Origin of the sequence: Micromonospora sp. NPDC047074, assembly GCF_040643815.1 — a bacterium.
Lineage (GTDB): Bacteria > Actinomycetota > Actinomycetes > Mycobacteriales > Micromonosporaceae > Micromonospora.
The window spans coordinates 322,289-345,339 of record NZ_JBEYVB010000002.1 but is presented as its reverse complement, the minus strand read 5'-3'; the positions used below and the strand labels follow the sequence as shown (position 1 = coordinate 345,339).

Here is a 23,051-nt window from a genome sequence, read left to right as displayed (position 1 = left end):
ACGAAGCGTCGGCTCGTACAGTGTCGGCATGGCAGACTCCCCCACCGCCGCCGCCCGCCGACCGTTGCCGGACCCCGACGTGTACGCGGCGTTGCACGCCGACACGGTCGCGGTGCTGAGCCGCTGGGAGCCGACCGGCCCGGCCGCCGCCGAGGCCCGGGACCGCACGGTGGCGCTGCTGGCCGCCGGACCGGTGGCGATGAGCCGGGCGCACCGGCCCGGGCACGTCACCGCGAGCGCGCTGGTGTTCGACGCCACCGGGTCTCGCGTGCTGCTCTGCCTGCACGGCAAGTTCCGGCGGTGGGTGCAGCTCGGCGGGCACTGCGAGCCGGCCGACCGGACCCTCACGGGTGCCGCGCTGCGCGAGGCCGGCGAGGAGTCCGGCATCGCCGGCCTGCGGATCGACCCGGTCCCGATCGACGTCGACATCCACCCCGTGGCCTGCCAGGGCGGCTCGCTGCACCACGACGTCCGCTTCGCCGTCCTCGCCCCGCCCGGTGCGGTGGAACGGGTCAGCGAGGAGTCCGAGGCGCTGGGCTGGTTCCCGCCGGACCAGCTGCCGGAGCCGCTGGCCGGCGGGACGGCACACCTGGTCGCCCCGGCCCTGGCGACGCTCAGACGAGCCCCTCTTCGCCCCGTTCCTTGAGTTCGTCGACGACCTTCTTGACGTCCTGCGCCCGCTCCCGGGGGCAGACCAGCAGCGCGTCGGGGGTGTCGACGATGATCAGGTCGGACACGCCGACGGCGGCAACCAGCCGCCCGGAGTGGGACACCACCACCAGCCCGCTGCTGTCCCGCAGCAGCACTCCCGGCTTGGCGTCGGCGCCGAGCACCACGTTGCCGTCGGCGTCGGCCGGCAACACCTCGCCCAGGGTGTGGAAGTCGCCGACGTCGTTCCAGCCGAAGTCGCCGGGCACGGTGGCCACCCGGCCGGCGGTCGCCGCGCCCTCCATCACCGCGTAGTCGACGGAGATCTTCGGCAGCGTCGGCCAGACCGTGCCCAGCACGTCGTCCTGCGCCTCGGTGCCCCACGCCTCGGCGATCGCGGCGATCCCGGCGTGCAGGGCGGGCTGCTGGCGGGCCAGCTCGGCGAGGAACACGTCCACCCGCCAGACGAACATGCTGGCGTTCCAGAGGTGCCGCCCGGAACGCAGGTACGCCTCGGCCACCTCGGCGCTCGGCTTCTCCTTGAACTCGGCGACCGGTCGCAGCGGTCCACCCTCGATTGGATCGCCGGTCTGGAGGTAGCCGTAGCCGGTCTCGGCCCGGGTCGGCGTGATACCGACCGTCATCAGCAGGCCCTGCTCGGCGCCGCGTACCGCCTCCCGGACGACCTCCCGCCAACGCTCCGGGTCACCGATCAGGTGGTCGGCGGCGAAGGAGCCCATCACCGCCTCCGGGTCGCGCCGCGCGATGACCGCGGCGGCGAGTGCGATCGCCGCGCACGAGTCACGGGGCGACGGCTCGACCAGGATGTTCTCCTCCGGCAGCCCGGTGAGCTGGCGCGCGACCGCCGTCACGTGCGCGGTGCCCGTGACCACCAGGGTGTGTTCGGGGTTGGCCAGCGGGCCCAGCCGGTCAACCGTCGCCTGGAGCAGCGAGGCGGCGGAGCCGGTCAGCGGATGGAGGAATTTGGGGTGGCCGGCACGGGACAGTGGCCACAACCTCGTGCCACTGCCACCCGCCGGGATGACGGCGTAAATCACCCGCACATCATGCCCGATTCGCCCGGCCGGAGCCGCCTTCTCGCGCTGCCGGCCCCGGAACCGACCTCCCGCACCACGAGCCCGGAGGCCGCTCCCTCCCGCTACCGGCCCGGGTACCGCAGGTCCGCCAGGCCGGTGCCTTCCGCTACCGGCCCCGGGCACCGCGGGTCCGCCAGGCCGGTCCCTTCCGCTACCGGCCCCGGGCACCGCGGGCTTCGAGGCCGGTTCCGCCGCTGCCGGCCCCGGGGCCGGGGCCGGCTTTCCGCACCGCCTGCCGACAGTCAGGACCGGGCCCGGCTCCAGGCCGCGATGTGCACCTCGGCGCTGGACTCCCAGGTGAATTCCTTGGCCCTGTCGAAACCGGCCTTGGCCAGGGACAACCGCCGCTGCTCGTCGTCGAGCAGGGCGGCCAGGTCGGCGGCGATCTGGTCGGGGGCCTCGCTGGTGTACGCGACCGCGTCGCCGCCCACCTCGGGAAGCGACAGCCGGGGCGTGGTGAGCACCGGGGCGGCGCACGCCATCGCCTCCAGGATCGGCAGGCCGAACCCCTCCCCGTAGGACGGATAGGCGGCCACCAGCGCCCCGCCGAGGAAGCCGGGCAGATCCGCGTAACGGAGGTAGCCCGGGCGGAGCAGCCGCAGGTGCGACGGGACCTCCGCCACCGCGCGGTCGATGTCGTCGTCGTGCCCCTGGCCACCGGCGATCACCAGGGCCGGAGGATCCTCCCGGTCGGCCACCGCCCGGGCCCAGCCACGGATCAGGTTGGGCACGTTCTTGCGCGGCTCCTTGGCCCCGAGGAAGGCGACGTAGTTGGTGCCGCCCAGCCCCAGCCGGGCCCGTACCCGGGCCTTCTCCTCCTCGCCAGGCGCGTGGAAGGCGGCGTGATCGACGCCGTGGTAGGCCACGTCGATCCGGGTGGGATCGGCGTCGAGCAGCCGGATCAGCTCGTCCCGGGTGGCCTTGCTCGGCACGATCACCCGGCTGGCACGGCGCAGAGACGTCTTGATCGCGCTGCGGAAGAACGTCCGCCGCGACTTGTCGTAATGCTCCGGCTCGGTGAAGAACGTCGCGTCGTGCACGGTCACCGTGACCGGACAGCCGGCACGCAGCGGACATGTGTAGAACGGCGAGTGGAGCACCTGCGCGCCGACCTGCTGGGCGAGCAGCGGCAGGCCGGTCTGCTCCCAGGCGAGCCTGGCGGGACGGTGCGCGACGGCGGCCGGGGCGGGGATGATCTCCGCCCCGGGCAGCATCCGGCTGTAGCGCTCCAGGTCGGTGCGGAGGCTGACCACAGCCAGCTCCACCCCCGACCCGCACACCTTGCCGAGGGCGCCGAGCAGGCCGTCGACGTATCGACCGACGCCACCACGGTCGGCGGGGACGCTCGTGGCGTCGATGAGCACGCGGGGCGGGCGACCGGCGGTCACGGGGCGACTCCTTGCACTGGCGGGACTGTGGGGAACAACACTTCCGGCAAGCCTACGCCGGTGCCCGCCGCCGACGCTGACTGCGACCCGACGGTACGTCGACTCATCGCCGCCACCGGGCCTGGCCGGCGGGGCGTATCGTTCGCGTCGATGGCCGACAACATTGCCCGGGTCTTCGCCGAAGCGATCGCGACCGACCCGACCCGACCACTGCTGACCTGGTACGACGACGCCACCGGCGAGCGGACCGAACTCTCCGGTGCGACGCTGGCGAACTGGGTGGCCAAGACGGCCAACCTGCTCGTCGACGAGGTGGGCGCGGGTCCCGGTGACGTCGCCGCGGTGCTGCTGCCGCCGCACTGGCAGACCGCCGCCGTGCTGCTCGGCTGCTGGTCGGCCGGGCTGACCGTCGCCGACACGCCGGGCGACGCGGAGGTGCTCTTCGCCGCCACCGCACGGGTCGACGAGGCGGGCGCCTGGTCGGCCGGCGAGCGGTACGTCCTCGCGCTCGACCCGTTCGCCCTACCGATGCGCCAGGTGCCTTCCGGCTTCGCCGACTACGTGTCAGAGGTACGCGCACACGGCGACCACTTCACCCCGTACGCCTCCGGCGGGGAGGAACTGGTGGCACGCGCGCGGCGACGCGCCGACGAACTCGGCATCGCGCACAACGCCCGCGTCCTGGTCGACACGGCCACGTACCCCGACCCGGTCGACTGGCTGTTGGCGCCCCTCACGGCCAACGCCACCACGGTCCTCTGCGCCAACCAGGACCTGACCCGCCAACCCGCCCGCACCAAAACCGAAAAAATCACCCACACCCTCCCCTAACCCCGCCCCACCCCCACCCTCTCCCCCGCCCCGCCCCGCCCCGCCCCGCCCCGCCCCGCCCCGGCGATCTTGCACTTCCCGCCCCGACAAAGGCCGCGAATGCCGCAAACAAGGGGCCAAAACTGCAAGATCGCGCGGAGCGACGCCACCGAGGCCGCCACTCCCCCGCGATCTTGCAGTTTGTGCCCTCGGTTTGGGTGGTTTGTTCCAACTGTCCGGGCAGGAAGTGCAAGATCGTGCGAGCGAGGGGGGCGCGGGGGGTGAGGGGGCGGGGGGTGGGGGGTTAGGGGGTGGTGGTGCGGCGTTGGGCGAGGGTGGCGAAGGCCGTCAGGGACTCCGGGTTGGCCAGGGCGCCCCTGGCCGCCGCCGAGTCCACCGGCGTGCCGGTGAGGATCTTCTTCACCGGCACCTCCAGCTTCTTCGCCGACAGGGTGCGTGGGACGGCGCGCACCTGGTGGATCTCGTCCGGCACGTGTCGGGGCGACAGCGCGGTACGCAGCTCGCGGCAGATCTTCTTCCGCAGCGCGTCGTCGAGTTCCAGGCCCTCGGCGAGCACCACGAACAGCAGCAGTTCCCCGGCGCCGCCCTCGTCGTCCTCCAGGTGCACCACCACCGAGTCGACTACCTCGTCCAGCCCCTCGACCACGGAGTAGAACTCGGCGGTGCCGAGGCGTACGCCGCCCCGGTTCAGGGTGGCGTCCGAGCGGCCCGTGATCACGCAGCCGCCCCGGTCGTTGACGGTGATCCAGTCGCCGTGCCGCCACACGCCCGGGTACAGGTCGAAGTAGGCCTCCCGGTAACGGGTGCCGTCCGGGTCGTTCCAGAAGCCCACCGGCATGCTCGGCATCGGCTCGGTGATCACCAGCTCGCCCAGTTCACCGATGACCGGGGTGCCCTCGGCCGAACGGGCCTCCACCTTGGCGCCGAGCGCCCGGCAGGTGATCTCGCCGGCGTGCACGGGCAGCAGCGGCACCCCGCCGACGAAGCCGGTGCAGACATCCGTGCCGCCGGAGAGCGACTGGAGCTGGAGGCGGTCGCCGACCGTCTCGTACACCCAGGTGAAGCCCTCGGCGGGCAGCGGCGCGCCGGTCGAACCGACCCCGCGGAGCGCGGAGAGGTCGGCGATCTCCTTCGGGACCAGCCCGGCCTTGCGGCAGGCCAGCAGGAACGGCGCGGAGGTGCCGAAGTACGTGGTGCCGGTCTCCTCGGCCAGCCGCCAGAGCGCGCCCAGGTCGGGGTGGCCCGGGTTGCCGTCGAACAGCACGATCGCCGCGCCGACGGCCGGCCCGGAGACCAGGAAGTTCCACATCATCCAGCCGGTGGTGGTGAACCAGAAGAACCGGTCCGCCGGGCCCAGGTCGTGGTGCAGGGCGAGCATCTTCAGGTGTTCCAGCAGGATGCCGCCGTGCCCGTGCACGATCGGCTTCGGCAGGCCGGTGGTGCCGGAGGAGTAGAGCACGTAGAGCGGGTGGTCGAAGGCGACCGGGATGAAGGCCAGCGGCTCGTCGGTGTCGGCGGCCAGCTCCGCCCAGGCCAGCGCACCCTCGGGCGGAGGGCCGGCCGGGTCCAGGTAGGAGATGCCGACCGTGTGCTCCAGCGAGGGCAGTGCGGCCCGGATCGCGGCCACCTCGCCGCTGCGGTCCACCGGCTTCTCGCCGTAGCGGTAGCCGTCCACCGCGACCAGGACCTTGGGCTCGATCTGCTGCCACCGGTCGGTCACGCTGCGGGTGCCGAACTCCGGCGCACAGGAGGAGAAAATCGCGCCGAGGCTGCTGGTGGCGAGCAGCAGCACGTACGTCTCGGGGATGTTCGGCGCGTAGGCGGCGACCCGGTCGCCGGCGGTGACGCCGAGCCGGCGCAGTCCGGCGGCCACCCGGCGGACCTGGTCGCGCAGCTCGGCGGCCGTCAGGGTGACCGGAGCCCGGGTCTGGCCGTACGCGATCACCACCGGATCGTCGTCGGCCCGGCCCGGCATCCGCAGCACGTTCTCGGCGTAGTTGAGGGTGGCGCCGGGGAACCACCGGGTGCCGGGCATGCCCCGGTCGGTCAGCGTGGCGGTCGGCGGGGTGTGCGCGACCACCTCGAAGTGGTCCCAGACCGACCGCCAGAACGCGTCCAGGTCGGTGACCGACCAGCGCCACAGCTCGTCGTAGTCGGCGAAGTCCAGCCCCCGGTGCTCACGCAGCCAGCGCAGGTAGCTCCCGATCCGGGACCGCTCGCGTACGTCCGCCGGCGGCGTCCACAGCACGTCACCCACAGCTCACCCTCCCCTGGCCCCGCACGACACTGTGAAATGGGCCGTGGCGCCATCTTGCCCTACCTCAAATCGACATTCTCCGCACCCGACCTCCGTCGGCGCACGTGCCGAACCCACATGCCCCGGTGCCGTTCTGTGTGGTGCCGCGTTAGGAAGGGCACCTTCCTAACGCATTCGGTAGAGGAAGGGTCCCTTCCTTACACCTGTCAGCCGGCGCGGTGGGCCTGGATGGCGCGGCGGCGGGCCAGGCGGTGGGCGCGGCGGATCTCCGCCTCCCGGAACCGGCGCTCGTCCTCCGCGGACTCCGGCAGCACCGGCCGGATCGCCCGGGGCGCGCCCCCGACGTCGACGCCCACGAAGACCAGGTACGCGGTGGCCACCGGGACCGCCTCGTCCTCGGCCGAGTCCCACCGCTCGGCCACCACCCGGACCCCCACCTCCATCGAGGTCTGCCCGGTCCAGTTCACCTGGGCGTGGGCGTGCACCAGATCGCCGACCCGGACCGCCTCGGCGAAGACGATCTCGTCGATGGCGGCGGTGACCGCCGTGCCGCCGCTGTGCCGGGCGGCGGCCGCCCCCGCCACGTCGTCGATGAACTTCATCAGCACCCCGCCGTGCACCGTGCCGTAGAGGTTGACGTCGACGGCCGTCATGATCCGGCTGAGGGTGACCCGGGAGTACGCAGTCGGTTTGCCGGCCGGCGCGGTGGAGGGGTGCTCGGTCATGACGAAAACGGTACGGTGCGCGGATGCGACATCTCTGGAGCTTCCTCGCGGGGTTGGTGGTGGCGCCCGTCACGTGGGTGCTGGTCACTCTCGGGCAGAACGGATCGACGGGCACCGTCGACCGTTGGGTCGAGATCGGCACGTTCAACTCGGCCAATCTCATCGAGCCCGCTGTCTACCTCGCTGTCGGCGGGATCCTGCTCGGCCTGCTCGGCACGCTGCGCACCTCACCGCTCGGCCCGCTCGTGGCCGGGTTGCTGCTCGCCGCCCCGTACGTGGGGATGTTCGTCGCGCCCTTCCAGGTACGGGACCGCGTCCCGGGCGACTGGAAGGTCTTCGGCGATCCCCTGCCACTGCTCGTGCCGGTGGAGAACGGCACGCTCTTCCTGATCGGCCTGCTGCTGATCATGGCCACCGTCAGCGGACAGCGCTGGCGGCGGTGGCCCCGACCGGCGGCCGAGCCGACGTCGACGTCCTCGCCCGCCGACGGGCCGGACCGCAGCGACGTCAACCTGACCGAGTGGCCGCCGGCCGGTTCGGCAGACCGGGACACCGCCCCGCTGACCCTCGGCTACCCGGACCCGACCCCGACCGAGCCGCTGCCCCGCCGTACCGGTGGTGAATCGCCGTGGTCGGCTCCGCCGCGCGGCACCAACCGGGCGGACGAGACCACCACCGACCTGCGCTGACCGCACGGACCTCGGGCCCCCCGACCCGGTGGGTCGGGGGCCCGGGGTCCACCCCCGTCAGCAGTGGTTGAAGTTGCCGTTGTAGTACTTCGGCCAGATCATCGCGGCCCGGGTGTTCGGCCCGTAGACGCCGTCCACGGCGAGCCCGTGGATGCGCTGCGCGTTCCGCACCGCCGCGGCGGTCTGTGCGCCGAAGATGCCGTCCTTGCCGATGCTCTGTCCGTAGCAGCGGATCAGCGCGTCCTGGAGCTTGTAGACGCCGTCGGTGGCGTGGCCCTGGGCCAGGATGCAGTTCGATTCGCCGCCGTTGCGGGTGGTGCTCGGGATGGCGACGTTGAAGGGGGTGCCGGGCCCGGTCACGTAGTCCGTCCAGCTCTGGCAGACGGCCGCGGTGGCCACGAGGTCGCCGTCGGCCGCGCCGGGCTGCGGGGCGACCGGCTCGGGCGCGGTCCGCTCGGGGGCGGGTCCGGCGTACGCCGCCGTCGGAGTGAGCAGGGCGGCGAGACCGGTGGTCGCCCCGGCCAGGGCGAGCAGGGTCCGGCGGCGGGACTGGATGTGCATGGTGGGCTCCGATCTGTTGGCGGATGGTGCCGGCTATGCGTGGTGCGGTGTTGCCGGTGACACGGTCACGAGCCCGGGGTGCCGGGCTCGTCGCGGTAGACGGCGCAGAGGTACTGGTCCCAGTGCCGACCCGCGTGGTAGTCGTGGTCGCGCAGCACGCCCTCCACCCGGAAGAACCGGTCCCGGCCGCTGCTCACCTGGGGCCAGTTGAACCCCGGGACCTCGAAATAGATCTTGTGCAGCGGGAACGTGTGGAACAGGTAGCGCACGAAACGCTCGACCGACCGGGCGGCCAGCCCCGCCCCCGTGTGCCCCGGATGGAACACGGCGCCGACGTAGAGGTGGCGCATGGCCGGGTCGGCGGCGTACGCGACGACCTGGCCGATCGGCTGGCCGTCCTCGGCGCGGCGCGCAACGAACTGCACGAGCACCTGCCGCCACAGGTCCTCGACGAACCGGTCGAGCGACGGCGGCGCGCCCCGGTAACGCCACCGGAAGCAGGTCTCCGGCGTCGTCGCGAGCGAGTAGAGGAAGCCGATGTCGTCGGGTACGACGGCGGTCAGCCGGACGAGCCGGTCCGCGAGCACCGGCACCAGCGGGTCGGCCGCCGGCCGCGGGCGCGCCGGGCCCGGTGCCGTCGCGTTGGCGAGGATGCCCGCCCGCGCGTCGACGACCTGGATCGACAGGCCCGGAAAGCCGGTGGCCCGTTCGAGCAGGGTGAGTACGTCCCCCACGCTGGCCGGCGGGTGGCCGGCGTCGAGCGCCACGCCGTGTTCGTCGAGCCAGGCCAGCAGGCTCATCATGGCCAGGCTGTCGAGGTGCAGCTGGTCGGCCAGTCGGGCGCCGTCGGCGAGTTCCGCGACCTCGCGGTCGAGCAGGTCGGCGAGCTGTTCGCGGTACGCCTCCCGGCGGTTGGTGACGAGGGTGTCGACCGTCATCTGTGCGTCCCTTCTCCCGGCGTCCATCGCAACGCTGGCCCCGGTCGGTCATCGCCGCCTCACACCGCTGTCAGAGCCGCCTCTGATCCGCCGCTGACCGGCCTCGGGCAGCGTGCGGGGCATGAGGACTGTGGTCGACTCGATCGTGGATCGCCCCGGCGACGGCATCCTGACCGTGCTCGCCGCGAACGGGGAGACGACGCGGCGGACCTGGGCGGAGGTGCACCTGTCGGCCCGCCGGATCGCCGGGGTGCTGCGCCGGGACGGACTGGGCGCGGGCTGCCGGGTGGGGTTGCTGGCGGACACCGGGGTCGAGCTGGTCGCGGCGCTCCAGGCGGTGTGGCTGGTCGGCGGCGCGGTCACCGTGCTGCCCCTGCCGCCCAGGGGCGGGCCGGGCCGGCACGAGCTGACCCGTGCCGTGGCGGCGGACGCCGGGTTCCATCTCGTGGTGGCCGCCGACGAACTGCCGGCCGGAGCCGTCCCACCCGGTACGCCGCTGGTGTCGCTGGCGACCCTGGTTCGCCGGGCGGCCGACGCGGCACCGGCGGCGGTGGCCCGCCCGGACCCCGCCGATCTGGCTGTCGTGCAGTACACGAGCGGTTCCACCCGGCGCCCACGCGGCGTGCCGGTCAGCCACGCGCACCTGGCGGCCAACCTGACGGCCATCCGGCACGCCACCGGCCACGAGCGGGACCACCCGGGGCCGCTGCTGAGCTGGTTGCCGCTCTACCACGACATGGGTCTGGTCGGCGCGTTGACGATGACGATGACGTGCGGCTGCGCCGCGGTGCTGATCTCACCGGCGGCGTTCGTACGCCAGCCGGCGGTGTGGCTGGCCGCCGTGAGGACCTACCGACCCACCTGGTCCGGCGGGCCGAACTTCGCGTTCGGCCTGCTGACCCGGCTGCTGCGACGGTCGCCGGAGACGGATCTCAGCTCGCTGCGGCAACTGGTGTCGGGGGGCGAACCTGTCGACGCGTCGACCGTGGCCGCGTTCCTCGACGAGGCCGCGCGCCACGGGCTCGACCCGGACGTGTTCACGCCCGCGTACGGGCTGGCCGAGTCCACCCTCGCCGTGACCTGCCCGCCCCGGGGGCGGGGGCTGCGGGTGGACCGGGTGGATCCGGACGCGCTGGCGGAGCGGGGAGCAGCCGTGCCCGCGACCCGGGGCGGCCGGCAGCGGGCGCTGGTCCGCCTCGGCCATCCGGTGCCGGGGGCGTCGGTGCGGATCGTGGACCGGCGTACGGGTGCCGAACTCGGCGAACGCCGGGTGGGCCACGTCGAGGTCGCCGGGCCGTCGGTGGTCGGGCGGTACTGGGGTGAGCCGGCGACGGCTCCCGGCGGCTGGCTGCGCACCGGTGACCTGGGCTATCTCGTCGACGGCGAGCTGGTGGTCTGTGGGCGGGAGAAGGATCTGGTCATCGTGGCCGGACGCAACGTCCATCCCGCCGACGTGGAGGCCGCGGCGGCGGTGGTGCCGGGTGTCCGGGCCGGCGGGGTGGCCGCGTTCGGCGTACCGTCCCCGGGCGGCGAACGCCTGGTCGTGGCGGTGGAGACCACGGATGCCCGGCCGGAGGTGCTGTGCCGCGCGGTGCGGGCCGCCGTCGTCGACGGGGTCGGTGTCACCCCGGCGGAGGTGTGCGCCGTGCCGCCGCGTCGGCTGCCGAAGACCACCTCGGGCAAGCTGCGGCGGGCCGAGGCGCGCCGGCTGTACCAGCGCGACGAGTTGGAGCGGTGATGTGTAAGGAAGGGCCCCTTCCTAACGCTATGCGTTAGGAAGGGGCCCTTCCTTACACATCGGTCGGCCTACCGCACGGCGGCCGGGCCGGGGGCGGGTTCCAGGTCCGGGTCGCCGCGCAGGATGGCCTGTTCCAGCCGGCGCAGCCGGGGGCCCGGGTCGAGCCCCAGCTCGCGCACCAGCGCCGACCGGGTCCGCCGGTACGTGGTCAGCGCGTCCGCCGTGAGCCCGGAGCGGTGCTGGGCGATCATCAGTTGCGCCACGAAGCGCTGCCGGTACGGGTGCCGTGCCACCAGTTCCAGCAGGCCGCCCAGCACCTGGATGTGGTTGCCGGCGTCCAGTTCCGCGTCCATGCGTTCCTCCTGGGCGGTCAGCCGTTCCTCGGTCAGCCCGCGCACCAGCCCGTCGACGGTCTCCGGCGGCCCCGCTCCGGCCAGCGCCGGTCCCCGCCACAGCGACAGCGCGCGGCGCAGGAGCCGGGCCCGGGCCTCGCCACCGGGGGTGGTGTGCGCCTGCCGCACCAGGGCCCGGAACAGGTGGGCGTCGACGCGGTGCGGGTGCGCGGCGAGCAGGTAGCCGTCCGCGCGGCTCAGCACCTCGACCGATCCGGCGGCCGGGGCCGCACGCAGCGTCGCGCGCAGGCGGGAGACGCTGACCTGCACCGCGTGCCGGGCGGTTCGCGGCGGCCCGCCGGGCCAGGTGAGGTCGATCAGCCGGTCCGTCGGGACCAGACGGTTCGTCTCCAGGGCGAGTACCGCGAGCAGGAGCCGCTGTTGGCGGGGCCCGAGTTCGAGCCGGACGTCGCCGCAGCGCGCCTCCACCGGGCCGAGCAGCCGGATCTCCACGTCCGCCTCCGCTCACCGAAGGGTGACTTCATGTCAGATCGACGATAAGCGAGGTGACAGTTTGCGTCAATCTGACATTTTCTTGCTAGGCTGCGCCCATGGCACCCGCCGGCCCGGACACCGCGCCCCGCGCCGACCGCCGGCGCGCGACCCTCCAGGTCACCGTCGACCTGGTGATCATGACCATTCGCCACGGCGCCCTGCACGTCCTGCTGGTGGAGCGGGGAAACGAGCCGCACCGGGGGCGGCTGGCGCTGCCCGGCGGCTTCCTGCGCGACCGGGAGAGCCTGCGCGACGCGGCCAGGCGGGAGTTGCTGGAGGAGACCGGCCTGGACGCGGACCGCCTGCACCTGGAACAGCTCGGCACCTACAGCGAGCCGGACCGGGACCCGCGCGGCCGGGTGGTGACCGTCGCCTATCTGGCCATCGCGCCCAGCCTGCCGGCACCGGTCGCCGGCACCGACGCCCGGAACGCCCGGTGGGAACCGGTCGACGTGGTCACGGCCACCCCGGCACAGCTCGCCTTCGACCACGACGAGATCCTCCTGGCGGGGCTCGAACGGGTGCGCGGCAAGCTGGAGTACACGACCCTGGCCACGGCCCTGTGTGGGGAGACGTTCACCATCGGCGAGCTGCGCCGGGTCTACGAGACGGTGTGGGGGGTGCCCCTCGACCCGCGCAACTTCAACCGGAAGGTCACCGGCACCGAGGGTTTCGTCGTGCCGACCGGGCAGAAGCGGCAGCCGGCGACGGGCCGGCCGGCGGCGGTGTACCGGTGCGGCCCCGCGACGGCCCTCTACCCGCCGATGCTCCGGGCGAGGATCACCACGGACAGCGACTAGCTTGTATCTTCAGGGTCATGCCGTCGCGCCCCGACACCCCCGGCGGGCACGGCGTGGACGTGGTGTTCCTCACGGCCCTCGGCCTCGAACACGACGCGATCCTCGCCCACCTGGTCGACGCCCGGCCGCGCGTCGACTCCGACGGCACCCACTACACCCTCGGCGGCCTGCCCGGGCGGGGCCCCGCGCCGCGTACGACCGTCGCCCTGGCTCTGGTCGGCGAGGGAAACCTCGCGGCGGCCGCGCTCGCCGGCCGGGCGATCCGCGAGTTCCGGCCACGGGCGCTCCTGCTCGTCGGCGTCGCCGGTGGGCTCACCTCCGACGCGGTGCTCGGCGACGTGGTCGTCGCGACCCGGATCCACGCCTACCAGGGCGGCCGGCAGGAGACCGGGCGGTTCCGGCCCCGGCCACGGGGTTGGCCGATCTCGCACGGCCTGGAGCAGCTCGCCCGCGCCGTGGCCCGGGACGGCGGGTGGTGCGACGCGCCCGCACCCCGGGTGCACTTCAAGCCGATCGTCTCCGGCGACGTGGTGCTCGACTCGCGGGAGGCCCCGGTCGCCCGGCTGATCGCCCGGCACTACAGCGACGCGACCGCCATCGACATGGAGAGCGCCGGCGTGGCCGAGGCCGCCCACCGCTCGGACTTCCACCAGGTCATCACGATCCGCGGCGTCAGCGACGCCGCCGACGGCGGCAAGCGCCGCGCCGACACCGCGGGCTGGCAGCACCGGGCCGCCGCGAACGCCGCCGGCTTCGCCGTGGCACTGGCACGGGCCGTCGGCGGTACGCCCCGGGTCGCCGACGGCCATCGGGACACGCCGGCCACCGCCCCGGCGCCCATCGGGCCGGCCCCGCCCACCGAACAGGTCCCGTCCAGCGGGCGGGGCGCCCCCGACGAGCGACCGGAGCGCGTCCGCCGGATTCCGCAACTTCTCTCCGCCGCGGCCGTGGCGGCGGTGGCGGTCCTGCTCTACCTGGGCGTCAGCGCCGTCGTGGGCGGCGGCGACAGACCTGACGAACCGGTCGACGCGGGCACCGGCACCTGGGCGCCGGCCCGCAGCGGGAGCGGTGTCCGGCTGGAGGACTGGCGCACCCTGGACCTGGAGACCGGCGAGACCGCCGACTACGACATCGACGGCGTGGGCAACCTGCCGGGCATGGACCTCGCCCTCTCCCACGACGCCAGCCGCCTGATCGCGCTGGGGCCGGCGCGGGTGGCGGTGCTCGACATCCCCGGCGAGGCCGCCGTCGACCGCTGCCTCGCCTCCGAGGAGTACGTCGACGGCCTCCACACCAACCTGCGTGAGCTGCTCAGCCAGGGCCGCGACGTGTGCGTACGCACCCAGGAGGAGAACCTGGCGATGCTCACCGTGCAACGGCCCCCGTCCGCCGCCTCGGCCCGGGTCGAGTTCCGCTACACGCTGTGGAAGGCGCGCTAGACGAGGCCGCTGAGGAGCTGCCGGGCCATCACGATGCGCTGCACCTGGTTGGTGCCCTCGTAGATCTGGGTGATCTTGGCGTCCCGCATCATCCGCTCCACCGGGTAGTCCCGGGTGTAGCCGTAGCCGCCGAGCAGCTGCACCGCGTCGGTGGTGATCTCCATGGCGGCGTCCGAGGCGAAGCACTTGGCCGCCGCCCCGAAGTAGGTCAGGTCGGCGTCGCCACGCTCGGACCGGCCGGCCGCCGCGTACGTCAGCTGGCGGGCCGCCTCCAGCTTCATGCCCATGTCGGCGAGCATGAACTGCACGCCCTGGAACTCGGCCACGGCCTTGCCGAACTGCTTGCGCTCCTGGACGTACCCCTTGGCGTAGTCGAGCGCGCCCTGGGCGATGCCGACGGCCTGCGCGGCGATGGTCACCCGGGTGTGGTCCAGGGTCTTCATCGCGGTGCCGAAGCCGGTGCCCTCGGCGCCGATCATGCGATCCGCCGGGATCCGGACGTTGTCCAGGTAGACCTCACGGGTCGGCGAGCCCTTGATGCCGAGCTTCTTCTCCGGGGCGCCGAAGCTGACCCCGGCGTCGGACTTCTCGACCACGAAGGCGGAGATGCCCCGGGACCGGGCGGACGGGTCGGTCACCGCGAAGACGGTGTAGAACTCCGACACCCCCGCGTTGGTGATCCAGCGCTTCACGCCGTTGAGCACCCAGTGATCGCCGTCACGCACCGCGCGGGTGGTCATCGACGCCGCGTCGCTGCCGGCCTCCGGCTCGGAGAGGCAGTACGAGAACATCGCCTCGCCCGCCGCCACGGGCGTCAGGTAGCGGCGCTTGAGCTCCTCGGAGCCGGCCAGCAGCAGCGGCATCGTGCCGAGCTTGTTGACCGCCGGGATCAGCGAGGACGCGGCGCAGGCCCGCGCCACCTCCTCGATCACGATGGCCGTGGCCAGGGCGTCCGCGCCCGCGCCGCCGTACTCGACGGGGATGTGCGGGGCCTGGAAGTCAGCGGCCCGCAGCGCGTCGAAGGACGCCTTCGGGAACTCACCGGTCTCGTCCGCCTCCGCGGCGTGCGGCGCGACCTTGGCCGCACAGACCTCACGGACCGCCTCGCGGATCGCCTCGTGCTCCTCCGGCAACCGGTAGACGTCGAACGGATGCTCTGCGGCCATGTCGGCCCTCCCCCTTCACCGCTATCATGCGCAGTCTGTGGCGTCTCCCGGCCTCGGACGCGCAGACTGAAGGATAGCGACAGACGCAGGCTATGTTACCGCCGCGTAGCGTCGAATCGTGACCGAGCACCGACGCCACCCGGCGACGACGGAAGAGACCGACGTAGAGTCCCTCTGGTGCCCGCCAGGCGCCGCAGCAGAACGCGACGCGACGACGCGGCGCCCAGCGCGAGCGGAGAAGACAGGCGTGACGATCCCGTACCCGAACACCCAGCCGGTACCCGCCATCGCCGCGGTGACGCCCCCGTCGGGCGCGCAGCGGCCGCGGGTGACCTTCCTGGGCACCGGCTACCTCGGTGCGACGTACGCCATCTGCTACGCCGAGCTGGGCTACGAGGTGCTCGGCTTCGACGTCGACGCCGACAAGATCGCCATGCTCAACGCCGGCGAGGTGCCGATCCACGAGCCCGGCCTGGACGAGCTGCTCAAGCGCAACCTGGCCGCCGGGCGGCTGCGGTTCAGCACGGACGTCGGCGAGGTCGCCGAGTTCGGTGACGTGCACTTCATCTGCGTCGGCACGCCGCAGCGCGCCGACGGCATGGGCGCCGACCTGTCGTACGTCGAGGCGTCGGTCACCAGCCTGGCCCAGCACCTGACCCGCAAGGCGCTGATCGTCGGCAAGTCGACCGTGCCGGTCGGCACCGCCGAGTGGGTGGAGCAGCTGGTCAGCAAGCACACCTCCGCCGACCTCGGCGTCGAGGTGGCGTGGAGCCCGGAGTTCCTCCAGGAGGGCTTCGCCGTCGACGACGTGCTGCGGCCCAACCGGATCGTGGTCGGCGTCAAGAGCGAGTGGGCCAACGGCATGCTCTACGCCGCCCACAAGGGCGTCTTCGACCTGGCCGCCACGGAGGACCGCGAGGTGCCGCTGGTGGTCACCGACTTCGCCACCGCCGAGCTGGTCAAGGTCGCCGCGAACGCCTTCCTGGCCACCAAGATCTCCTTCATCAACGCGATGGCCGAGGTCTGCGAGGCGTCCGGTGGCGACGTCACCCACCTCGCCCGGGCCATCGGCTTCGACCCGCGCATCGGCAACCGGTTCCTCCAGGCCGGGCTCGGCTTCGGCGGCGCCTGCCTGCCGAAGGACATCCGCGCCTTCCAGGCCCGCGCCCAGGAGCTGGGCGCCGGGGAGGCGCTGCGCTTCCTGCACGAGGTCGACCTGATCAACATGCGTCGCCGGACCCGGGTGGTCCAGCTCGCCGCCGAGCTGCTCGGCCGCCGCTCCGGGCCCGCCGGTCCGGACCTCTCCGGCACCCGCGTGGCCGTGCTCGGCGCGACGTTCAAGCCCAACACCGACGACGTACGCGACGCTCCGGCGCTCGCCGTCGCCTCGCTGCTGCGCAAGGCCGGCGCCGACGTGCACGTCTACGACCCGCAGGGCATGGAGCGGGCCCGCGCCGTGGCCCCCGAGCTGGTCTACGAGCCCGGCATCAACGAGGCCGTGACCGGCGCGGACCTGGTCTGCGTACTCACCGAGTGGGCCGACTTCCGCAACGCCGACCCGGTGGCCCTCGGCGAGCTGGCCGCCGGCCGGCGGGTGGTCGACGGCCGCAACTGTCTGGACTCGGCACTGTGGACGCAGGCCGGCTGGGAGTACCGCGGCATGGGCCGCCCCTGACGATCGACGGCTGACGGCCGGTCGTGGAGTACGCTCCGCGACCGGCCGTTCGCCGTCCGCGTGGACGATCTTTGCCCCGGACCCGCCGACAACTGTCGAATTCCGCGCCCACATTGGGCATGCTGCCAAGGTGGGAGTCCACAGTGCGGGTGGAGGGGTGTCGTGGCGAGCTTTCAGTGCTCCTCGTGCGGGCGGGAGATCAAACCGGCCGCCAACTGCCCGCACTGCGGTGCGCACCAGCCACAGTGGGTCGAGCACCTGGCGGAGATCGAGCGCTCGATCGCGGAGATGAAGGCCCGCGAGGCCGCCATCGCCAGCGAGCAGCGGCAGATCGCCGCCAAGATGCAGGCCGCGCTCTTCCAGCGGGACATCCTCGCGCACGCCGGTGAGGAACGCGTCAAGCAGGCCACCCGTCCCCGCCGGGTGCTGCGCCGCAGGCCAGGTCGCCGGCCGCCCACGGCCACCGCCCCGCCCCCGCCCAAGGTGCCCCGGCAGGGTGCCCCGGACGACCCGCCGCCCCCGCCGTCGACCGCCACCTGGCTCGACGCCGACAACCCGGAACACCCGCCGGAGGCGTCCTCCCGGGAGGTGCAGAACATCCCCCTCGGGCTCGGCGCGCTGCTGCTCGGGGTCGCCGCCGTGGTCTTCGCCGCGGTGGCCACCAGCTCGATGGACGCGCTGGCCCGGTTGGGTGTGCTGCTGCTCGCGACCGTGCTGATGCTGCTCGCCCCGCCGGTGCTGGCCCGGCGCGGGCTCACCTCGACCGCCGAGACGATCTCCGCCGTCGGCCTGCTCCTGCTGCCGCTCGCCGGCTACGCGCTGTGGGCGGTGGACCAGATCGGCAACGGCGGTGCCTCGGGCGCGGTCTTCGCCGGGATCATCTTCGCCGTCACCGCCGGCGCCGCCTTCGGCTACGCCGGCTGGACGGGGCTGCGCGCACCCCGGTTCGCCGCCGTGCTGGCCGCCCAGCCCGTGCTGCCGCTGCTGGCGTACGACCGGGTCACCGGCCCGGTCGGCTGGGCGCTGGTGCTGACCGCGGTGGCCCTGCTCGACCTCTGGCTGCTCCGCTCCCCGGTCACCGTGCAACGGCCGGCACGCCGGGGTTCGCCCGAGCCCACGGCCGCACCCGACGCGTCGGCGCCTCCCGCCACGCCCCGCCAGCGCCGATCCGACGGCCGGCCGGAGGGGACACCCGAGGAAGCCGGCGAACTGGTCGACGTCGACCTGCCGGCGGAGGAGCGATCTCCCGCCGGCCGTCCGGTGCCGCTGCTGGGCGAGCTGACCTGGGTGCTGCACGGGGTGGCGGTCGCCCTCGCCCTCGCGTACGCCGTCTCCGCCCTGCTGCGCGCGGCCACCGTGCCGGCCGCGGCCGGCGCGGGGCTGGCCCTGCTGCTGGCCGCCGCCGTGGGGCTGGCCGGGACGCTGGTGCTGCGCCGGCCGCCGCTGCCCGACCTCGGTGCCGGGATCCTCACCCTCGCCGTGATCGGCGCGCTGAGCCGGATCGCCTCGGTGGCGTTCCCCGGGCGGGCGCTGCTGCTGATCGCGGCGGTCATCACGCTCACCGGGCTGGCCGTCCGGGCGGTACCGGAGGCGGCCCGCCGTGGGCCGCAGCTCGCCTCGGCGGTGGCGCTCACGGTCAGCGGGGTGGTGGTCGCCGGCGGTGCCCTGCGCGCCGGGGTCGCTCCCGTCCGCGCCGCGCTGCCGGCCTGGGCGGCGGACCTCGACCGTTACCCCGCCGAACTGTCGGCCGCGGTGGGCCCGGCCGCCTGGCAGCTCGCCGCGAGCGCCTTCCTGCTGACCGTGGCCGCGGTGCTGGCCCTGCCACCCGAGATCCGCCGGGAGTTCGCGGTGGTCGGTGCGGCGCTGACCGCGCTCGCCGTACCGGCGTCGTTCGGCCTCGGCTGGGCGGTGGCCCCCTGGCCGATGGTGCTGACGGCGATCGGCATCGGGGTGGTCGGGCTCTCCGCCCGCACCGAACGGGCGGCGCTGGCGCACGCCGTGACCGCCGCCGGCGTCGGCCTGTTCGGCGCGGGCGCCGGGCTGGCCCGACCGGCGCTGACCAGCGCCGTCCTGCTCACCCTCTTCGCCGCCGGGGTCCTCGTCGCCGTGGCGCCCCGGATGCGGCTCGTCCCGGCGGCTGCCGACACCATCTCGGCCTGGGCCGCCGGCGGCGCGGCGTTCGCGCTGCCGGGCGCGGTGGCCGCCTTCGTGTCCGCCACGGTTCCGGTCGATCCGACGCCCACCCCGGCGAGCCTGCGCGAGGTCACCGTCCCCGTTTTGGCGGCCAGCTTCCTGGCGGTCTGCGTCACCCTCGGCTACGCCGCCGTCGTGCAGGTCTCCCAGCGGCACATCCCGCCGCCCCTCGCGGTCGGCACGGCCCTCGGCGCGGTCACGGTCACCGCCGCCGCGTTCGGGGCCCCGGGCGCCACCGCCGCCGACGCCTGGGTCGGCGGGCTGCTGCTGATCGCCGCCGCGATGGTGGTGTTCGCCGGCCCCATCGACGCCGGCCGGCGCTCGGACCTCGCCCTGGACGGCTCCGACCTGGCCACCGCGGCGGTGACCGCCGCCCTGATCGCCACCCTCGCCCGGATCACGGCCGTGCTCGCGCCGGGCGGCCAGCTCGCGGTCGCCGCCGGGCTGGTGCTGGTGGTTGCCGTGGCCGCCCGGGCGATGCCCGAGGAGTGGCGACGCGGCCCGATCCTCGGCCTCGCCGTCGGTGGCGTGCTGATCGGGCTGCTGGCCGGCTGGAGCGCCCTGCGGGGCGGGCTGGGGGTGCTCGCCACCCCGGGGCCGATCTGGGCCGGGGACCTGACCGGTTGGCCACCCGGGCCGACCGGCGGTTCGGCGTGGCAGGCCCCGATCGCGCTGGCCCTGCTCGGCGTCGCCGCCGCGGTCCTGCTGCCCCCGCCGTGGAAGTACGACGTGTCGGGCGCGGCGGCCGTACTCGCGACGATCGGCGCGCCGGCCGCGTTCGACCTGCCGTGGTGGTCGCCCGTCCTGGTCGGCGGCATGGTCGCCACCGTCTTCGGGGCCGCCGCCGTGGCCGCGGCCGACCCTCGCGCCGCCCTTTCCCGGGCGGTCGTGGCCGGGGTGGTCGCCCTGCACGCGGCCGGGGCGGGCCTGGTCCGCCCGTGGACCACCGCGCTGGCGCTGGGCAGCATCGCGCTGATCGGCGTCGTGGTGGCGGCGCTGGCCCGCTCGCTGGCCGTGCCGCTCGTGGACGACATCGAGACCGAGGGGATGCCGCCGCACCTGGCGCAGATCGGAGGTGCCGCCGCGGGGGCCGCCCTGCTCGCCTTCCCGGGTGCCGTCGCGGCGCTGGCAGCCGAGTTCGACCGCTCACCGGAGGTGGTGCTGACGGCCGCGCTGGCCGCGTCGAGCCTGGGCCTGGCGGCGGTGGCCGCCGTGCGGCGGCAGATCCCGCAGTACCTGCCCTGGGCGAGCGCGGCGGTCGCCGGCGGCGCCACCGTGAGCGCCCTGGCCGCCGTACCGGTGGGCCTGCCCGTCGGCGTCTACGCCGCAGCCGCTGGTCTGCTCGGGGTGCTGGCCGAGTTGGTCCGCGGCGCGACCGAGCCGCCGGTAGACGCGGCCCAGCCGACCCGGCGCTGGGCGGTGCTGCTCGACGGCGCACTACGGCGGCTGCCGGACGACGGGACGCGGCGTCGCTGGCGCGTCAGCCCCGCCGCCGGTGCGCTCGCCGCCGTCGCGGTACCCACCGTCCTGGCGCTGGTCTCGATCGCGCCGGCCCTGGTCGTGGCACTGGTCGATCCGCACCGCGCCCTCGCCGGGGTCTGGCAGGGGCCACCGCCGGAGTTGCTCACCCCGCCACCCGACGCGGTCGACCCGACCCACGTGCTGACCGCGCTGCTGCTCACCGCGACCGCCGCGCTGGCCGCCACCGGCTTCAGCGGTGGCCGGCGGTCCCGGGCCGTACCGGTGGTGCTGCCCGGCGCCGCCGTGACGCTGCTGATCACCCCGGTGGCGCTCGGCAACGGGTGGCCGGCGAGCACCCTGGCGGCGCTGGCCGTCTTCACGATCGCGATGCTGGGCCTGGCCCTCACCCCGCCCCCGCCGCTGGCCGAGCGGGCCCGTTCCCTGCGGCTGGCCCGGGTGCTCGTCTTCGCCATCGGACTGGCCGGCGGAAGCGCGGGCCTGGCGGGTGGTCTCGCCACCCGGGAGCTGACCCTGTTCACCCTCGGCGGCGCGGTCGCCGTCGGCGCGGTGGCCGCGTTCTTCGGCACGACCCAGCGGGCACGCATCCTCGGCTGGCTCTTCGCGTCGCTGATGGCACAGCTCTTCGTGCTCACCGCCGGCCTGGTGGCCGGCCTCGCGGCCGTCTGGTCCGCGTTCGGGGTGCTGGCGGTCGGCGCGGCCCTGCAGGTGTGCGCCGCGACGCTGCCCCGGCTTCGTCGCCCCGAGGCCCAGCGCGAGGCGGCCACGGTCGAGTGGACCGGGTACGCCGCCGCCCTGATCGCCCTGGCGTTGGCCTTCGACTCGCCCCGGCACATCGCCGCGCTGCTGGCCGCCTGGGGTGCGGTGCTGGGTGTGGCGGCGACCCGACCGGGCCGACGGCCGACAGAACGGCGCATCCTGTTCTGGGCCGTGGTGATCTGCGAGATCACCGCCTGGTGGATCCTCATGCGGGTCGCCGACGTGGCACTACCGGAGGCCTACACGCTGCCCTTCGCCGCGCTGGCCCTGCTCGTCGGGGTGCTGGAGCTGCGGCACCGGCCCGACCTCAGCAGTTGGGTCGCGTACGGGCCGGCGCTGGTCGCCGCCTTCGTACCGACGCTGGCGATCGTGCTGGCCACCGACTCCAGCACGCTACGCCAGGTGCTGCTGTTGCTCGGTGCCGTCGCGGTGCTCGTCTTCGGTTCGATGAGCCAGCAGCAGGCCCCGGTCATCGTCGGCGCCGCCGTCACCGCGATCGCGGCGGTGCACGCCCTGTTCAGCCTCGGGCCGTGGCTGGCCCTGATCCCCGTCGGCATCCTGCTACTGGTGCTCGGCGCGAGCAACGAACGCCGCCGCCGCGCCCAGGAACGCCTCCAGACCGCCCTGCGCGGGATGCGGTAGCCCGCTGGTCAAGCCCTTCCCCGGTCAGGGACGCAAACCCCGCCACACACGGCCGGGCCCGCGCCCGCGCCCGCCTCCGTGCCCGTGCCCACGCCTGCGCCCACGCCTGTTTGTGCCCGCCCCAGCTCAGGCTCGAATCGCCGGTGGCACCACATCCAGCGGCACCACCTTTAAGGCCACACAGCGTGACGCCTTGCCTGGACGGGGCGACCTCCCTCCGGCCCCTTTGCTCTGCAGCCACCCACGCACCAGTCACTGTGCGTTGCGGAGGCACGCAGACCCACCCGACGACCCCGAAAGAAAAGGCCAGCTCACACGACTGGTGCACATATGGCTGCAGAGCAAAGGGCGCCTGCAACACCACACCGCCAGCCACAGTCCATCACCCTAAGCAACACCCCGCCCCACTACACAGAGCGACGTCCAGCAGACCCGCACGCCACTCACGAACCCGCGCCCCCGCGCGTCCTGCCCCCCCGTCGGCGATCTTGCACTTACAGCCCGGGCAGATGTGCACAAACTGCGCAGACCGAAGGCAGTAAGTGCAAGATCAGCGAGCCGGGCGGAAGGGAGGGAGGGAGCGCGGGAGGGGAGGGAGAGGGGTGGGGTGGGGTGGGGTCAGGTGAGGGAGGCGCGGAGGGCGGCGTCCTTTTCGGCTACCAGTTGCTCGAGGTCGGCCTGGTAGGCCGACATCCGGTCGAGCAGGGTCCGGTCGGCGGCGGCCAGGATACGGACCGCGAGCAACCCGGCGTTGCGGGCGTTGCCGATCGACACGGTGGCCACCGGGACACCGGCCGGCATCTGCACGATGGACAGCAGCGAGTCCATCCCGTCGAGGTGCTTCAACGGCACGGGGACACCGATCACGGGCAACGGGGTGACCGAGGCGACCATTCCGGGCAGGGCCGCGGCGCCACCCGCCCCGGCGATGACGACCTTCAGACCACGGTCGGCCGCCGCGCGCCCGTAGTCGATCATCTTGACGGGGGTGCGGTGCGCCGAGATCACCTCGACCTCGTACGGCACCTCGAACTCGTCCAGCACCTCGGCAGCGGCCTTCATCGTCGGCCAGTCCGAGTCGCTGCCCATGATCAACCCAACGATGCTCACGCGTGCCTGCCTCTCGTTCGCGACTGCGG

Annotated in this window: 17 protein-coding genes; 8 read left to right on the top strand and 9 right to left on the bottom strand. The window is 74.1% G+C overall.

Features of this window, described 5'->3' with window-relative positions; translation table 11 throughout:
* The first annotated feature begins 28 nt into the window (after window positions 1–28).
* Entirely contained in the window at window positions 29–646 is a 618-nt protein-coding gene (locus ABZ809_RS05270; RefSeq protein ID WP_357561129.1) for an NUDIX domain-containing protein, read from the top strand.
* On the opposite strand, the gene ABZ809_RS05265 is transcribed toward ABZ809_RS05270, so the two are convergent.
* Window positions 615–1,706 carry a sugar phosphate nucleotidyltransferase gene (locus tag ABZ809_RS05265; RefSeq protein WP_357561128.1) on the bottom strand — a complete coding sequence of 364 codons (1,092 nt, stop codon included), beginning with the start codon at window positions 1,704–1,706 and terminating at the stop codon, window positions 615–617. The genes ABZ809_RS05270 and ABZ809_RS05265 overlap by 32 nt on opposite strands.
* A 281-nt stretch (window positions 1,707–1,987) precedes the next feature.
* Window positions 1,988–3,133 carry a glycosyltransferase family 1 protein gene (locus ABZ809_RS05260; RefSeq protein ID WP_357561127.1) on the bottom strand — a complete coding sequence of 382 codons (1,146 nt, stop codon included), beginning with the start codon at window positions 3,131–3,133 and terminating at the stop codon, window positions 1,988–1,990.
* Between the two features lie 150 nt (window positions 3,134–3,283).
* Between ABZ809_RS05260 and ABZ809_RS05255 the strand changes: the two genes are divergently transcribed.
* Window positions 3,284–3,964 carry a TIGR03089 family protein gene (locus tag ABZ809_RS05255; RefSeq protein WP_357561126.1) on the top strand — a complete coding sequence of 227 codons (681 nt, stop codon included), beginning with the start codon at window positions 3,284–3,286 and terminating at the stop codon, window positions 3,962–3,964.
* Between the two features lie 283 nt (window positions 3,965–4,247).
* Here the strand turns inward: ABZ809_RS05255 and ABZ809_RS05250 are convergent, their stop codons facing one another.
* Window positions 4,248–6,221, bottom strand: a complete 1,974-nt coding sequence (locus tag ABZ809_RS05250; protein WP_357561125.1) for an acetoacetate--CoA ligase — start codon at window positions 6,219–6,221, stop codon at window positions 4,248–4,250.
* 206 nt (window positions 6,222–6,427) lie between these two features.
* Window positions 6,428–6,946: an acyl-CoA thioesterase gene (locus ABZ809_RS05245; protein WP_357561124.1), complete on the bottom strand. Its 519-nt coding sequence runs from the start codon at window positions 6,944–6,946 to the stop codon at window positions 6,428–6,430.
* Window positions 6,947–6,969: 23 nt separating this feature from the next.
* Here ABZ809_RS05245 and ABZ809_RS05240 point away from each other — a divergent pair, with 23 nt between their 5' ends.
* Window positions 6,970–7,635 (top strand): hypothetical protein, encoded by a 666-nt coding sequence (locus ABZ809_RS05240; RefSeq protein WP_357561123.1) that lies wholly within the window; start codon window positions 6,970–6,972, stop codon window positions 7,633–7,635.
* Between the two features lie 57 nt (window positions 7,636–7,692).
* On the opposite strand, the gene ABZ809_RS05235 is transcribed toward ABZ809_RS05240, so the two are convergent.
* Window positions 7,693–8,196, bottom strand: coding sequence for a peptidoglycan-binding domain-containing protein (locus tag ABZ809_RS05235; RefSeq protein WP_357561122.1), 504 nt, complete (start codon window positions 8,194–8,196; stop codon window positions 7,693–7,695).
* Window positions 8,197–8,261: 65 nt separating this feature from the next.
* Complete coding sequence (locus tag ABZ809_RS05230) at window positions 8,262–9,134, bottom strand: GNAT family N-acetyltransferase (protein ID WP_357561121.1); 873 nt, start codon at window positions 9,132–9,134, stop codon at window positions 8,262–8,264.
* 121 nt (window positions 9,135–9,255) lie between these two features.
* Between ABZ809_RS05230 and ABZ809_RS05225 the strand changes: the two genes are divergently transcribed.
* The gene (locus ABZ809_RS05225) at window positions 9,256–10,872 is read left to right on the top strand and encodes an AMP-binding protein (protein ID WP_357561120.1); all 1,617 of its coding nucleotides are present in this window, start codon (window positions 9,256–9,258) and stop codon (window positions 10,870–10,872) included.
* A 68-nt stretch (window positions 10,873–10,940) separates the two neighbouring features.
* Here ABZ809_RS05225 and ABZ809_RS05220 read toward each other — a convergent pair whose 3' ends face one another.
* Window positions 10,941–11,717: an AfsR/SARP family transcriptional regulator gene (locus ABZ809_RS05220; RefSeq protein WP_357561119.1), complete on the bottom strand. Its 777-nt coding sequence runs from the start codon at window positions 11,715–11,717 to the stop codon at window positions 10,941–10,943.
* Window positions 11,718–11,815: 98 nt separating this feature from the next.
* Here ABZ809_RS05220 and ABZ809_RS05215 point away from each other — a divergent pair, with 98 nt between their 5' ends.
* Window positions 11,816–12,559, top strand: a complete 744-nt coding sequence (locus tag ABZ809_RS05215) for an NUDIX domain-containing protein (protein WP_357561118.1) — start codon at window positions 11,816–11,818, stop codon at window positions 12,557–12,559.
* A 17-nt stretch (window positions 12,560–12,576) separates the two neighbouring features.
* On the top strand, window positions 12,577–13,998 hold the full coding sequence (locus ABZ809_RS05210; protein ID WP_357561117.1) for a 5'-methylthioadenosine/S-adenosylhomocysteine nucleosidase: 1,422 nt from the start codon (window positions 12,577–12,579) through the stop codon (window positions 13,996–13,998).
* Here the strand turns inward: ABZ809_RS05210 and ABZ809_RS05205 are convergent.
* A complete protein-coding gene (locus ABZ809_RS05205; protein WP_357561116.1) occupies window positions 13,995–15,164 on the bottom strand; it encodes an acyl-CoA dehydrogenase family protein in 1,170 nt (389 codons plus the stop codon). The genes ABZ809_RS05210 and ABZ809_RS05205 overlap by 4 nt on opposite strands.
* A 247-nt stretch (window positions 15,165–15,411) precedes the next feature.
* Here ABZ809_RS05205 and ABZ809_RS05200 point away from each other — a divergent pair, with 247 nt between their 5' ends.
* Both ABZ809_RS05200 and ABZ809_RS05195 read left to right on the top strand, forming a co-directional pair.
* Entirely contained in the window at window positions 15,412–16,839 is a 1,428-nt protein-coding gene (locus ABZ809_RS05200) for a UDP-glucose/GDP-mannose dehydrogenase family protein (protein ID WP_357561115.1), read from the top strand.
* A gap of 162 nt (window positions 16,840–17,001) precedes the next feature.
* Window positions 17,002–21,912 (top strand): zinc ribbon domain-containing protein, encoded by a 4,911-nt coding sequence (locus ABZ809_RS05195; protein ID WP_357561114.1) that lies wholly within the window; start codon window positions 17,002–17,004, stop codon window positions 21,910–21,912.
* 618 nt (window positions 21,913–22,530) lie between these two features.
* Here ABZ809_RS05195 and purE read toward each other — a convergent pair.
* On the bottom strand, window positions 22,531–23,022 hold the full coding sequence (gene purE / locus ABZ809_RS05190) for a 5-(carboxyamino)imidazole ribonucleotide mutase (RefSeq protein ID WP_357561113.1): 492 nt from the start codon (window positions 23,020–23,022) through the stop codon (window positions 22,531–22,533).
* Between the last annotated feature and the right edge of the window lie 29 nt (window positions 23,023–23,051).

What these genes read in the sequence shown, in the direction of transcription:
- ABZ809_RS05270 (WP_357561129.1), top strand. Translation starts at nt 29, where the DNA reads ATGGCAGACTCCCCCACCGCCGCCGCCCGCCGACCGTTGCCGGACCCC.
- ABZ809_RS05255 (WP_357561126.1), top strand. Translation starts at nt 3,284, where the DNA reads ATGGCCGACAACATTGCCCGGGTCTTCGCCGAAGCGATCGCGACCGAC.
- ABZ809_RS05215 (WP_357561118.1), top strand. Translation starts at nt 11,816, where the DNA reads ATGGCACCCGCCGGCCCGGACACCGCGCCCCGCGCCGACCGCCGGCGC.
- ABZ809_RS05245 (WP_357561124.1), bottom strand. Translation starts at nt 6,946, where the DNA reads ATGACCGAGCACCCCTCCACCGCGCCGGCCGGCAAACCGACTGCGTAC.
- ABZ809_RS05235 (WP_357561122.1), bottom strand. Translation starts at nt 8,196, where the DNA reads ATGCACATCCAGTCCCGCCGCCGGACCCTGCTCGCCCTGGCCGGGGCG.
- ABZ809_RS05210 (WP_357561117.1), top strand. Translation starts at nt 12,577, where the DNA reads ATGCCGTCGCGCCCCGACACCCCCGGCGGGCACGGCGTGGACGTGGTG.
- ABZ809_RS05240 (WP_357561123.1), top strand. Translation starts at nt 6,970, where the DNA reads ATGCGACATCTCTGGAGCTTCCTCGCGGGGTTGGTGGTGGCGCCCGTC.
- ABZ809_RS05230 (WP_357561121.1), bottom strand. Translation starts at nt 9,134, where the DNA reads ATGACGGTCGACACCCTCGTCACCAACCGCCGGGAGGCGTACCGCGAA.
- ABZ809_RS05225 (WP_357561120.1), top strand. Translation starts at nt 9,256, where the DNA reads ATGAGGACTGTGGTCGACTCGATCGTGGATCGCCCCGGCGACGGCATC.
- ABZ809_RS05205 (WP_357561116.1), bottom strand. Translation starts at nt 15,164, where the DNA reads ATGGCCGCAGAGCATCCGTTCGACGTCTACCGGTTGCCGGAGGAGCAC.